This window comes from Mangrovactinospora gilvigrisea (genome assembly GCF_001879105.1).
GTDB classification, from domain to species: domain Bacteria; phylum Actinomycetota; class Actinomycetes; order Streptomycetales; family Streptomycetaceae; genus Mangrovactinospora; species Mangrovactinospora gilvigrisea.
Genome location: NZ_MLCF01000068.1, coordinates 1 through 11,644, shown reverse-complemented (window position 1 = coordinate 11,644; position 11,644 = coordinate 1). Strand labels below are relative to the sequence as shown.

Annotated in this window: 13 protein-coding genes; 2 read left to right on the top strand and 11 right to left on the bottom strand. The window is 74.6% G+C overall.

From position 1 onward, the window contains the following. From manA to BIV57_RS13935, 5 genes are all read right to left on the bottom strand, one after another. Positions 1–1,143, bottom strand: a 1,143-nt coding sequence (manA, locus tag BIV57_RS13955) for a mannose-6-phosphate isomerase, class I (protein ID WP_071657111.1), incomplete at its 3' end; no start/stop codon positions are given. 33 nt (positions 1,144–1,176) lie between these two features. Next, the gene (locus tag BIV57_RS26435; protein WP_071657110.1) at positions 1,177–2,496 is read right to left on the bottom strand and encodes an SIS domain-containing protein; all 1,320 of its coding nucleotides are present in this window, start codon (positions 2,494–2,496) and stop codon (positions 1,177–1,179) included. 56 nt (positions 2,497–2,552) lie between these two features. Beyond that, positions 2,553–2,729 (bottom strand): Trm112 family protein, encoded by a 177-nt coding sequence (locus BIV57_RS13945; RefSeq protein WP_071657109.1) that lies wholly within the window; start codon positions 2,727–2,729, stop codon positions 2,553–2,555. 178 nt (positions 2,730–2,907) lie between these two features. Next, positions 2,908–4,278 (bottom strand): phosphomannomutase/phosphoglucomutase, encoded by a 1,371-nt coding sequence (locus tag BIV57_RS13940; protein ID WP_071657108.1) that lies wholly within the window; start codon positions 4,276–4,278, stop codon positions 2,908–2,910. A 131-nt stretch (positions 4,279–4,409) separates the two neighbouring features. Next, positions 4,410–4,868 (bottom strand): DUF3499 domain-containing protein, encoded by a 459-nt coding sequence (locus tag BIV57_RS13935; protein ID WP_071657107.1) that lies wholly within the window; start codon positions 4,866–4,868, stop codon positions 4,410–4,412. A gap of 82 nt (positions 4,869–4,950) precedes the next feature. Here BIV57_RS13935 and BIV57_RS13930 point away from each other — a divergent pair, with 82 nt between their 5' ends. Next, complete coding sequence (locus BIV57_RS13930; protein ID WP_071657112.1) at positions 4,951–5,409, top strand: metallopeptidase family protein; 459 nt, start codon at positions 4,951–4,953, stop codon at positions 5,407–5,409. Between the two features lie 142 nt (positions 5,410–5,551). On the opposite strand, the gene BIV57_RS13925 is transcribed toward BIV57_RS13930, so the two are convergent. The 5 genes from BIV57_RS13925 to BIV57_RS13910 all read right to left on the bottom strand — a co-directional run bounded on the left by BIV57_RS13925 (position 5,552) and on the right by BIV57_RS13910 (position 9,663). Next, on the bottom strand, positions 5,552–6,475 hold the full coding sequence (locus tag BIV57_RS13925) for an ABC transporter permease (RefSeq protein ID WP_071657106.1): 924 nt from the start codon (positions 6,473–6,475) through the stop codon (positions 5,552–5,554). Then, positions 6,462–7,325 (bottom strand): ABC transporter ATP-binding protein, encoded by an 864-nt coding sequence (locus tag BIV57_RS13920; RefSeq protein WP_071657105.1) that lies wholly within the window; start codon positions 7,323–7,325, stop codon positions 6,462–6,464. Before BIV57_RS13920 ends, BIV57_RS13925 begins: the two co-directional genes overlap by 14 nt. Positions 7,326–7,342: 17 nt before the next feature. Further along, the gene (locus BIV57_RS13915; RefSeq protein ID WP_071657104.1) at positions 7,343–8,452 is read right to left on the bottom strand and encodes an ABC transporter substrate-binding protein; all 1,110 of its coding nucleotides are present in this window, start codon (positions 8,450–8,452) and stop codon (positions 7,343–7,345) included. Between the two features lie 84 nt (positions 8,453–8,536). Beyond that, a complete protein-coding gene (locus BIV57_RS26795) occupies positions 8,537–8,620 on the bottom strand; it encodes a putative leader peptide (RefSeq protein ID WP_419185708.1) in 84 nt (27 codons plus the stop codon). A 188-nt stretch (positions 8,621–8,808) separates the two neighbouring features. Continuing rightward, complete coding sequence (locus tag BIV57_RS13910) at positions 8,809–9,663, bottom strand: helix-turn-helix domain-containing protein (protein ID WP_071657103.1); 855 nt, start codon at positions 9,661–9,663, stop codon at positions 8,809–8,811. Positions 9,664–9,897: 234 nt separating this feature from the next. On the opposite strand from BIV57_RS13910, the gene BIV57_RS13905 reads away from it, so the two are divergent. Continuing rightward, positions 9,898–10,392 carry an ATP-binding protein gene (locus BIV57_RS13905; protein WP_071657102.1) on the top strand — a complete coding sequence of 165 codons (495 nt, stop codon included), beginning with the start codon at positions 9,898–9,900 and terminating at the stop codon, positions 10,390–10,392. A gap of 55 nt (positions 10,393–10,447) precedes the next feature. Here BIV57_RS13905 and BIV57_RS24605 read toward each other — a convergent pair. Beyond that, the coding region (locus BIV57_RS24605; protein WP_071657101.1) for a DUF5719 family protein at positions 10,448–11,644 on the bottom strand (1,197 nt) is incomplete at its 5' end.

Sequence of the window (11,644 nt, the reverse complement as noted above, 5' to 3'; positions counted from 1 at the left end):
GAGGGTGGTGGCGGGGTCGGTGGCGGGGGTGTAGGCGGACTGGCCCGGGGTGAGGGTCAGGGGCGGGGTGTCGGCCTGCTGGAGGACGGCCTCGCCGGCGGCGCAGAGGAGGATCTGCGGAAGGCCGGTGGGGAGGGTCGCCGGGGCGTCGTAGCGGGAGAGACGGAAGTCGTCGATCGGCGCCGGGTAGCGCTTCTCGCCCGGCTCGGGGCCGTCCACCGGCTGCAGGACGGCCGGGTCGCCCGGGGTGAAGTCGACGACGCGGAGCAGCTCGGGGACGTCGATGTGCTTGGGCGTGAACCCGCAGCGCAGCACGTTGTCGGAGCTGGCCATGATCTCCACGCCGAGGCCGTGGAGGTAGGCGTGCGGCACGCCCGCGCCCAGGTAGAGGGCCTCGCCCGCGGTGAGGGTGACGTGGTTGAGGAGCATCGCCGCGAAGAGGCCCGGGTCCGCCGGGTAGTGGGCCGCGGCGTCGGCGTAGGCGCGGCAGGTATCGGCCCACGGGCTGTCGGTGGTGGAGGCGAGCCGCAACGCCTGCGTCGTCGCGGTGACGAGGGGCGCGAGGGCGGTGGCGTCCGCGGAGAGCGCGGCGGTGAGGACCTCGCGGAGCGCCTCGGGGGCGGGCTTGCCGCGGAGGATCTCCGTCCAGCCGGCGAGCTCGGGGACGCCGAGCAGGTCGAGGAGGTCGGCGGTGCGGGCCGGGTCGCGGAAGCCGCACAGGCCCTCGAAGTCGCCGAGGGCGACGATCATTTCGGGCTTGTGGTTGCGGTCCTTGTAGTTGCGCTCGGGCGCGTCCAGGGGGATGCCGCGGGCCTCCTCGTCGTCGAAGCCCGCGCGCGCCTGCGCGATGGTGGGGTGCACCTGGAGGGAGAGCGGCGTCTCGGCGGCGAGGATCTTGAGGAGGAAGGGCAGCGTCGGCCCGTAGCGGTCGACGACGGCCGCGGAGAGCTGGCCCACCGGGTCGGCGGCTATGGCCTCGGGGAGCGGGGTGTCGTCGGAGGCGGTGCGGGAGGGGGCGCCGGGGTGGGCGCCCATCCACATCTCGGCCTGGTGCTCGCCGGTCGGCGGGACGCCGAGGAGGGCGGGGATGGCGGTGGTGGATCCCCAGGCGTAGGGGCGGACGGTGTTGATGAGGCGATCCATGGTTCCCGTGTGTCTCCGGTGGCGAGCGGTCGGTCAGGCGATGGCCGCGAGGCGCAGGTACGCGGCGGTGAAGTCGAGGGTGGCGAGGAGGCCCGCGAAGTCGCGGAGCGGGGCCGCGTGGTCGTCGGGGGCGGCGGGCGCGGCGGGCGCGGTGGGTGCGGCGGCCTCGGGGGGCGGTGCGGGGGTGGCGGCGGCGTCCGGGTCGGCGTTGGTGTCGGGCTCGCTGAGGTCGACGTTGTGGTCCTGGACGTACCGGCGGGCGAGGGTGAGGAGCGGGGACTCCCCCGGGTCGGTGGCGCCGAGCAGGACGACGTGCGGGCGCAGCCGGTCGGGCTCCTCGACGCGGTCGCGGAAGAGGTAGTCCGCGGAGTCGGCGGGGTCGCCGTGGTCTCCGTCCTTGGCGGCCGTCAGGTCGACGCCGAGCAGGCCCCGGTGCGTCGCGAGCGCCTCGGGCAGCGTGGCGGGGACGGCGGCGAGGCCGGCGTGGTCGGCGAGCAGCGCGGCGAAGCGGTCGGCGGCGGCGCGGGCGAGGGGGCCGTCCGCCCAGAGCAGGGGGAGGGTCTCGTCGAGGCGTGCGGCGAGGGTCTTCGCCGGGTTCAGGTAGAGCGCGGCCTCGGGGCCGCAGCGGCCGGCGACCGTGTCCAAGTGGTCGGCGACGGACTCGAGTTCGGCCGGCCCGGCGTGGACCAGCCCGAGGCGGTCGACGAGCAGCAACAGCGGGGCGAGGATCCCCCAGAACGTCGCCGGGGACTGCGGGACGGGCCGCTCCGCGGGCCCGGCCGGGGTGAGCAGCGGCGCGGGGGCGGGTGCGGCGGCGGCCTCGGCGGAGGTGGGCGGCGCGTACGGGACGAGGGGCGCGTGCACCGCGGTCGCCGTCTCGGCGAGGGGCCCGCCCTGCGGTGCGACGACCGCGAGGGCGCAGCCGCGGCGGTAGGCGGCGCGGGCGAGCTCGGCGAGGCCGGCCTCGGTGGCGGACGCGGTGAGCACGACGACGAGGTCGGCGGGGCCGGCCCAGCCCGGGAGGCTCCAGCGGGCGCCGGGGAGCGGCGCGGTGTCGGCGGCGTCGGGGGCGGCGAGGGCGGTGGGGCGCAGGACGGTGGCGGGGCGGCGGGCGCCGGTCGCGGCGAGGAGCGCCGCGAGGGTGTCGGCGGCGGCCGCCGCGGGGCCCTGTCCGGCGAGGAGGAGGTGCTGGGGGTGGCCCTCGGGCTTCAGCTCGGTGATGCCGCCGGGTTCGGCGGCGAGGCGCACGGCGGTGCGGAGGCGGGCGCCGGCGACGGCGAGCGAGAGGAGGGTGGCGTCGCGGTCGTGTTGGCGAAGGGCCGCGGGGTCGTCGAGGAGCGTCTCGTCCAGCACGCGTGGGCCTCCGGCCGGGTGGGTGGGGTTGTTTGCTCTTGGGTCGGGTCGGGGTTTCAGGAGGGGCGGCGGGCCTCGTCGATGAGCAGGACGGGGATGTCGTCGCGGACGGGGTAGGCGAGGCCGCACGTCTCGGAGGTGCAGACGAGTTCGTTGGCGGAGTCGTCGGCGCGGAGGGGGGCGTGGCAGGAGGGGCAGGCGAGGAGGTCGAGGAGGGAGGCTTCGAGGTTCACGGGGGTGCCTTTCCGGGGTGCGTCGCGGCGATGTCGTGCCCAGCGTAGACGCGTTGCGGTCTGTGGGGGACGGTTGCCGTTCTCGCGGTGTGGGCGCCGGTCGTGCCGCCCTGGACCCCGGCACCCCGCCCGGGGTGGGCGGGGGCCGGGGTGGGGTGGCCGGTTGCGGCCGGAGGGGTCAGTCGCGGAGGAGGGGGAGGAGTTCGGACTTGAGGGTGTCGATGGTGGCGCGGTCGTGGGCCTCGATGTTGAGGCGGAGGAGGGGCTCGGTGTTGGAGGGGCGGAGGTTGAACCACCAGGTGTCGCCGGTGACGGTGAGGCCGTCGAGGGTGTCCATGGTGACGCCCTCGCGGTCCGCGAACGCCGCGCGGACGGCCTCGGTGCGGGCCGCCTGGTCGTCCACCGTGCTGTTGATCTCGCCGGACGCCGGGTAGCGGTTGTACGCGGCGACGAGCGCGGAGAGCGGCCCCGGCTGCTCGCCCAGCGCCGCGAGGACGTGCAGGCCCGCCAGCATCCCGGTGTCCGCGTTCCAGAAGTCGCGGAAGTAGTAGTGCGCCGAGTGCTCTCCCCCGAACACCGCGCCCGTGCGCGCCATTTCGGCCTTGATGAAGGAGTGCCCGACACGGGTGCGGACCGGCGTCCCGCCGTGCTCGCGGACGATCTCCGGAACCGCCTTGGAGGTGATCAGGTTGTGGATGATCGTGCCGCCCGGGTTCTTGGCCAGCTCGCGGCTGGCGACCAGCCCGGTGATGGCGGACGGCGGCACGATCTCGCCGCGCTCGTCGATGACGAAGCAGCGGTCGGCGTCGCCGTCGAAGGCGAGGCCGATGTCGGCGCCCGTCTCGCGGACCTTCGCCTGGAGGTCGACGAGGTTCTTCGGCTCGATCGGGTTGGCCTCGTGGTTGGGGAAGGTGCCGTCCAGCTCGAAGTACATCGGCACGATGTCGATCGGCAGCCCGTCGAAGACGGTCGGCACGGTGTGCCCGGCCATGCCGTTGCCGGCGTCCACGGCGACCTTGAGGGGGCGGATCCCGCTGAGGTCGACGAGGGTGCGCAGGTGGTCGGCGTAGTCCTTGAGGAGGTCCTGCTGGGTGATGCTGCCGGGGGTGGCGTCCGCGGCCGGGGCGCCGGCGTCGCCCCAGGAGGTGACGAGGTCGCGCATCTGGGTGAGCCCGGTCTCCTGGCCGACGGGCGCGGCACCCGCCCGGCACATCTTGATGCCGTTGTACTGGGCCGGGTTGTGGCTGGCGGTGAACATGGCGCCGGGGGCGTCCAGATGGCCGCTGGCGAAGTAGAGCTCGTCGGTGGAGCACAGGCCGATCTCGACGACGTCGAGGCCGCGGCTCGCGGCACCCTCGGCGAAGGCGCGGGAGAGCTCCGGGGAGCTCGGCCGCATGTCGTGGCCGATGACGATGCGGGTCGCCTTCTCCGGGACGGCGACGGTCTCGGCGAAGGCCGCGCCGAACGCGCGGGCGAGGTCGGCGTCGAGTTGGTCGGGTACGACTCCGCGAACGTCGTACGCCTTGACGATCCGCGTCAGGTCTCGCATGCCTGCCCTTTCGGGTCGGCCGGGCCGCCGTGGCGGCGCCCCGGGAGGTGTCCGATCGCCGACGGCGCGGGGCGCGCGGTCGACCGGAGCCATCTTCCCTCGTCAGGCGTCGGAAGTGGGATCGGGGCCCGTCAGGATTCGGGCGACCGGAGGATCCGGAGGTGTCCGCGGCGGGCGACCTCCATCGGGTCGACGGCGCCTTCTCCGCTGCGCGGGGCCGGGGTGTCGGCCCGGTGCGGGGGCCGGGCGGCCTCCCGGACGGCGTTGGCGAGGGCCTCGAGATCGTCGCTGCTGCGCGCGGGCGGGTGGTCGGTGTCGACGGCGAGTCGGACGACCTCCCAGCCGCGGGGGGCGGTGAGCCGCTCGGAGTGCTCGGCGCACAGGTCGTAGCAGTGCGGCTCGGCGTAGGTCGCGAGGGGGCCGAGGACGGCGGTCGAGTCGGCGTAGACGTACGTCAGCGTCGCGACGGCAGGGCGGCCGCAGGCGGTTCGCGAGCAGCGACGTACAGGATTCACGCTACGGGACGCTACCGCACGAGTGGTCGGACGGGGGCCAATCCACGGGTTCGGACGGGTCCGTGTCGCGGTCATGTGCGCGCGGGTGGATGCGCGGCCGCGCGGGTGGCGCGGTGCGGGCGCGGTCTGCGGCTTCCTGGGGATACGCTCATGGGTGATGGACAGCCAGTCACGTTCTCGTCCGCGGGCCCGGCGCAGGGATCGGCACGGCCGGGGAATGCGGGGTCCGCTCGCCCCGCCCCAGGTGCCGATCGCGCTGACGCGCTCGGAGTTGTTCGACGACCTGGTGCGGGATTCCGTGGAGCGGCTCCAGGGCCGGTGGGGGAAGGAGCTCGACGGCGTCGAGTTCGAGATTCAGGAGGTGCCGGCCGAGGACGACCTCGAGGGCGGCGACGGCGGTGACGGCGACGACGCGGTCCCGTTGGCGCGGTTGGTCGTTGACGAGGGCGGCGCGTCCGGGCGCGGGCGGATCGTGGTCTTCCGGCGGCCGATCGAGTTGCGGGCGACGGGGCGGACGGATCGGGCGGCGCTGGTGCACGACTTGATCGTCGAGCAGGTGGCGGATCTGCTGGGGCTGGAGCCGGACGCGGTGGACCCCAGGTACGGCGAGGAGTAACGGTTCGCGCGGCGGGGGTTCGGCGCCCCTTCGCCCCGGCACCCCACCCGGACCGCGGTGCGGTCCGACGTGGGGTGCGGGGCGGGGTGCCGCGCGGCGCGGGGGTCGGGGTGGGCATCGACTGGCCCCCGCGCCGCGGGTTCTAGAGGCCGCGGCTGGTGAGCACGCGGCGGGTGAGGGGCGTGAAGACGAGCAGTTCGATGCCGACGCCCACGACGAGGATCAGGACGATCGCGCAGAGCACCATCGGCATGTCGGACAACTCGCGCCCCTGGTCGAGGAATTGGCCCAGGCCGAGGCCCAGGTCGGGGGAGGTGGTGATGAGTTCGGCGGCCATCAGCGAGCGCCAGGCGAACGCCCAGCCCTGCTTGAGCCCGGCGAGGTAGCCCGGCAGCGCGGCCGGCAGCAGGACGTGGCGGATGCCGCGCAGTCCGGTTGCGCCCAGCACGCGTCCGGCCCGCAGGTGGATGGGCGGGATCTGCTCCACCCCGGCCACCAGGCCGTTGGCGATGGACGGCACCGCGCCGAGCAGGATCACCGCGTAGATGGTGGCGTTGCTCAGCCCGAACCAGATGATGGCGGCCGGCACCCAGGCGACGGAGGGCAGCGCTTGGAGTCCGGAGAGGATCGGCCCGATGGCCGTCCGGACGAACCTCACCCGGGCGACGACGAGTCCGAGGGGCGTGCCGAGCACCACGGAGAGCAGGAAGCCGAGCGCGCCGCGGCCCAGGCTGGTGCCGACGATGCCGCCGACCGTCCCCAGGTACCACTGGTGCAGGAAGGCGTGCCAGACCGCGATCGGCCCGGGCAGCGCATAGCTGGGCTTGATGTGCGCGGCGGCGACCAACTGCCAGACCAGCAGCACCAGGACGACCGCGACGACGGGCGGCAGCACCTTGGTGCGCGCCACCGTGAGCAGGGAGGGCCGTTCGCGGCGCGGGGTCTCCAGGGCGTCGAGGCCCGCCTCCAGGCCGGCGTCGTCGTGGTCCGGGGTCGCCGTCCCCGCGACGGCGGTGCCGGTGACCCCGGTGGTCTCGCCGGTCTCGGTGGGGTCAGCGGCGGCCATGGCGGCGGATCTCCTCGCGCAGCTGGTCGGTGATCTCCAGGGAGAGGTCCGCGACACCGGCGGACTCGATGCGGCGCGGCTGCGGCAGGTCGACGCGCCACTCGCGCGCGATGCGCCCCGGACGGGACGTCAGCAGCACGACGCGCTCGCCGAGTCGGACGGCCTCGCGCACGTTGTGCGTCACGAAGACGACGGTGAGCGGGCGGGCCGCGCGGATGCGGGTGAGCTCGTCGTGGAGGACGTCGCGGGTGATGGCGTCGAGCGCCGCGAACGGCTCGTCCATCAGGAGCAGGGGCGGATGGGCGCCGGTGGCGCCGGAGCCGTCGGCACCGTCGGCGGAGTCGGCGGAGTCGGCCGCGCCGGACTGGGCGAGGGCGCGGGCCAGGGCGACGCGCTGCCGCATGCCGCCGGAGAGCTCGTGGACGCGCTTGCGCTGCGCGCCGCCGAGCCGGACCAGGTCCAGGAGTTCGGCGGCGATGCCTGCGCGGCGCGGCTTGGGCACGCCGCGCAGCCGGAGGGCGAGTTCGATGTTGCGTCCCGCGGTGAGCCAGGGGAAGAGCGCGTGCTCCTGGAACATCAGCGCGGGGCGCGGGCCGTGGGTCTCCGCGGTCCCGGTGGTGGGCCTCTCCAGCCCCGCGATGATGTTGAGGAGGGTGGACTTGCCGCAGCCGGAGGCGCCGAGCAGGCAGACGAACTCGCCCGGGTCGACGGTGAGATCGATGCCGTCGATGACGGGGGCGGTGCCGGGGCGCCCGAAGGTCTTGGTGAGGCCGGTGAGGCGGACGGCCGGGTCGGCGGCGTCGCCGGCGGCGCCCGCGGTGGCGGCGGTGAGGGTGGTGGCTTGGCTCATGGGGTACGCGCTCCTGTTCAGCCGAGGCCCGCGTCGGTGACGGCGGGTTGGCCGGCCGCCGCGAGGGCCTTGTTCAGCGGGGCGAGGTCGTAGATGCCCTTGAGGTCGGTGCTGGTGACGAAGCCGGTCGACTTCGCGTGCGCGGCCTGGGTGCGGAGGGTGGCGGCGAGCGGGTCGTCGGTGACCGTCAGCTCCTGCCAGGCGCGGTCCAGGACCGCCGGCTTGAGGGGTTTGCCGGAGAGCGCGGCGAGCCGGGCGTTGACGGTCTTCTTCGCGGCGGCCGGGTTCTTCTGGATCCAGGCGTTGGCGGCGATCTGTCCGCGCAGCACGGCGGCGACGGTGTCGGGGTGCGCCTTCAGGAACGTCTGGGAGACGATCAGGTTGGTGGTGACGAACTTCCCTCCGGGCCACAGCGACTTCTCGTCGAGGAGGGGCTTGGCGCCGGCCTCGACGACGAGGCGGGAGGCCCAGGGCTCGGGCACCCAGGCGCCGTCGATGTCGCCGCGCTGGAACGCGGTGAGGAGCTCGGCGTTGTCCGTGGGCTGGACGGTGACCTTGCCGCGGCCGGACCTGTCGACGGGCCAGCCGCGCTGCTTGAGCCAGGTGCGGAGGGCGACGTCCTGGGTGTTGCCGAGCTGGGGCGTGGCGAGGCGGTGGCCGGGGAGGTCGCTGATGCTGTGGATCTTCTTGGGGTTGACCACCAGGGAGGCGCCGCCGGAGGTCGCCCCCGCGATGATGCGCAGCGACTTTCCGTGCGACTTGAGGTAGCCGTTGATCGCCGGGCTGGGGCCGATGTAGCCGAGGTCGATGGCGCCGGAGTTGAGGGCCTCGATCTCGGCGGGGCCGGCGTTGAAGACCTGCTGCTTGATGGCCGTCCTGCCGAGTTGCTTGTGGAAGAAGCCCTGTTGGAGGCCGACCAGCGCGGTGGCGTGGGTCAGGTTCGCGAAGTAGCCGAGGCGGACCTGGCCGGCGGAGGTCTTGGTGGTGGCGGCCGGGGCGCCGGCGGCGCCGGTCTTTGCGGCCGCCGCGGCGGAGGTGGTGCCGGCCTGGGAGCCGTAGCCGCAGGCGGTGGCCGTGAGCAGGGCTATGGCGGCGGGGATGGCGCGCAGAGCGGTGCGGCGAAGCATGGGAGTCCCTCTGACGGGGGCTGGCACGGGGAGGCACGGGGCGTGCGGGAGGGCACGCGACGGGTGCGGCGGCGGGGCGGGGCGTCAGAGGGTGTGACAGATGGCGCTGGACACGCGGAGGAGGTCGACGTGGAGTCGACCGACGAGTGCGGTTCCGGCGCGGGACATGGCGCTTAGGTTCGCACGGCGGGGGGTTGGGGGTCCATGGGGTCCCATTATGTGGACTGTGTTTTGGTACGCGGCGGCCGCCGTTGGCCGTCCCTCTGCCCCGGCATCGCGCCCGGGGTGGGGGCCGCGAGGGGGCCTGGGGCCCGGGTGGCGGGCACCCGGCGGATGCCTGGCGGGCGCCTGGCGGGTCAGGGGAGGTAGGTGCGGATGAGGGCGGTGGAGTCCTCGGGAGGGAGGGCGGCGGCGAGGATGGACTCCACCGTGCGGCGCATCCGTCTCACATCGCGGTCGGTCTCGTGGACGACGTTCCCGGCGACGCCGTCGACGAAGGCGATGCAGGGATCGTCCTCCTCCGGGAACTCGAAGAACGTGAACCCCCCGGTGAACGCCGCGCGTTCGCCCGCGTCGAACGGCAGCACGCGGACCGTGGTGCTGGGCAGCTCCGCCGCGCCGAGCAGGTGCTCCAGCTGGTCGCGCATGACCTCCGGGCCGCCCACCGCCAGGCGCAGCGCCGCCTCCCCCAGCACGGCCACCGACTCCGGCGGGGCGTCCCGGCCGAACACCTCCTGGCGCGCCATCCGCACGTCGATCAGGCTCTCCAGCTGGTCGACGGAGAGCCCGATGTGCGGCGCGGAGAGCATCGCCGTCGCGTACGCGCGGGTCTGCAGCAGCCCCGGGACGATCAGGGACTGGTACTCCGTCACCCGTCGGGCCTCCGCCTCCAGCGCGATGTACTCCGCGTAGGAGGCGGAGAGCACGTCGTTGTAGACCGTCCACCAGTTGCTCGCCCGGGGCCGCCCGATGCGGGCGTAGCCCTCCAGCTCGTGGCGGAGCGGCCCGGTGACGCCGTAGAGGTCCAGGAGCCGGCGGAGGTCCTGCGCGGTGGTGTCGCGCCGCGCGTTCTCCAGCCTGCTGATCTTCGAATTGTGGCAGCCGAGGTAGTCCGCGACCTCGTCGAGGGTGAGGCCGGACTCCTCGCGCAGGCGCTTGAGTTCGGCCGCGACACGCCGACGGTGCAGCACGGTCGGTTTGCGTCCAGTCATCCGCCCACTCCTCATGGGGCCGTTCGACGGTCGGTGGTGGTGCCGGTGGTGCGGTGTCCGCGCATGTCATCGCGGGCGCGCGCGCCTGTCGGGATTCGAGTGTGGCGGGCCTGCGGGGCGGACGCGACCGATTGTGCGCCAGGTTCACCCCATCCGGCTTGGCAATTGCGCTTGCCACAAGCGCGGTGCAAGAGGATGCTCTGCTTACGGGAGTTAGTGACAGAGGGTCAGCACATGGCAACGCTCCGCGATTTCGCGTCGCCCGGCAGGGCGGCGGGCATCCGCTCCACCGCTCCGGCCTGCAAGCCCACGGTGGATGAGCCGCTCCGCTGCGTGTGGACGGTGCGCAGCGCCGCCGGGTCGCCGGCAGCGGTCCGGCGCGTGCTGCGGGCGCGGATCGCCGCGTGGGGCGGCGACCCCGAGGTGGCGTTCGACGCCGCGCTGCTCGCCACCGAGCTGCTCACCCACGCCTACCTCAACTGCGGTCCGCAGGCGCTGTGCCGGGTGGAGGTGGAGCGCGAGGCCTGGGGCTTCCGGCTCACGGTCGCCGATCCGCATCCGGCGATGCCGACGCGGCGCCGGCTGGGCGTCTGGGACGAGGCCGGCTGCAGCGTCCGGCTGCTGGAGGCGCTGGCGCTGCGGTGGGGCGCCGAGGCCGGGGGCGCGGAGGCGGCGGGCAAGCGGGTGTGGGCCGAGCTGGCGGTGCGCTGCGCGGCCTGCGGGGAGTGACGTCCGCTCAGTTGCCCGCTCGGTCGCCGGCTCAGTGGCCGGCTCAGTTGTGCGCTCAGTTGCCCGCATCGTCGAAGAGCACCGAGTCGTTGTCGCGCGCGGCCGGACGCAGCACCTCGCCGTGGTCGTCGGCGAGCGGCTGGACGGTGAACGCCGAGGTGCCGCCGAGGTTGGCGGAGAGCATCCGCGCCGCGTAGACGGCCGGGGCGCCGGACGGGGTGGTGACGGTGACGGCGCCGTCCGGGCCCGCCGAGCCGCCGTCGACCTTGGTGGCCACGGTGGCGCCGGCCGGGATGCTGACGGAGCGTCCGTTCACCGCGGCCTTGGCGGGCTTCTTGCCCGGGGCGGTGAGCAGGACGGTCGTGGTGAGGCTGCTGCCGCCGGCGCTGCTCCCGGATCCGGCGGCCTCGCCGCGGGCGCCGACCTCGGGGGCGGCGGCGAGGAACGCGGTGTCGGCGGTGCCGGAGGAGGTGGAGCCGCGGGTCACCTCGGCGCCGGCCGAGACGTCGATGCTGGGCGAGCCGGGCGCGGGCGAGAGCAGGATCGCGGCGGGCTGGCCGTGCGTGATGTCGCCCAGGTCGACGGTGGTGACGGAGCCGCCGGCGACGTCGACGGTGTCGTGGCCGGCCGGGGTGATGACGCCGTTGCCGGTGGAGACCCGCACGTTGAGGGTGGTGTCCTCGATGCCGGGGTTGTAGACGGTGAGGACGGTGTCCTTGACGTCGGAGGAGATCCCGGGGACGACGAGGCCGGAGGCGCTGATCGCGGTGGGGATCCAGTCGCTGCCGTTGTCGGAGTCGACGGACTGCAGGGCGGCGGCGACGCGTCCCGAGCGGGAGAGCACGCTGACGCTGACGGTGCCGGAGGTGGACTTCGTCAGGCTGCGGAGCGGGATGCGCTGGGCGGTGCCGGCCTTGATGATCATGCCCTTGCCGGCGTCGGCGGAGACCGGGCCGTTGTTGTCGGCGAGGTCGACGTCGACGGTGGCGTCCTCGGCGCCCGGGTTCACCACGGTGAGGGTGTCCGGGTGGGAGGAGGCGAGGGAGGCGCCGTTGAAGGTGAAGGCGGTGGCCGGCTGGGGGCAGCCGAGGCCGGAGAGGCCGCGGCCCTTGCCGGAGGTGATGGTGCTCGTCAGCTGGGTGCTGAAGCCCGGGGCGAGGCTGCCGGTGGCGGTGGCGCCGAGGGTTTGGGGGTGGGGGACGGTGGCGTGGGCGGCGGTGCGGGGCGCGGTGGGCGCGGCGCTGCTTGGCGG

Excerpts from the sequence above, each read along its gene's own strand:
- BIV57_RS13940 (WP_071657108.1), bottom strand. The coding sequence starts at position 4,278 with ATGCGAGACCTGACGCGGATCGTCAAGGCGTACGACGTTCGCGGAGTC.
- BIV57_RS13935 (WP_071657107.1), bottom strand. The coding sequence starts at position 4,868 with ATGACCGCGACACGGACCCGTCCGAACCCGTGGATTGGCCCCCGTCCG.
- BIV57_RS13930 (WP_071657112.1), top strand. The coding sequence starts at position 4,951 with ATGGACAGCCAGTCACGTTCTCGTCCGCGGGCCCGGCGCAGGGATCGG.
- BIV57_RS13925 (WP_071657106.1), bottom strand. The coding sequence starts at position 6,475 with ATGGCCGCCGCTGACCCCACCGAGACCGGCGAGACCACCGGGGTCACC.
- BIV57_RS13920 (WP_071657105.1), bottom strand. The coding sequence starts at position 7,325 with ATGAGCCAAGCCACCACCCTCACCGCCGCCACCGCGGGCGCCGCCGGC.
- BIV57_RS13915 (WP_071657104.1), bottom strand. The coding sequence starts at position 8,452 with ATGCTTCGCCGCACCGCTCTGCGCGCCATCCCCGCCGCCATAGCCCTG.
- BIV57_RS26795 (WP_419185708.1), bottom strand. The coding sequence starts at position 8,620 with ATGTCCCGCGCCGGAACCGCACTCGTCGGTCGACTCCACGTCGACCTC.
- BIV57_RS13910 (WP_071657103.1), bottom strand. The coding sequence starts at position 9,663 with ATGACTGGACGCAAACCGACCGTGCTGCACCGTCGGCGTGTCGCGGCC.
- BIV57_RS13905 (WP_071657102.1), top strand. The coding sequence starts at position 9,898 with ATGGCAACGCTCCGCGATTTCGCGTCGCCCGGCAGGGCGGCGGGCATC.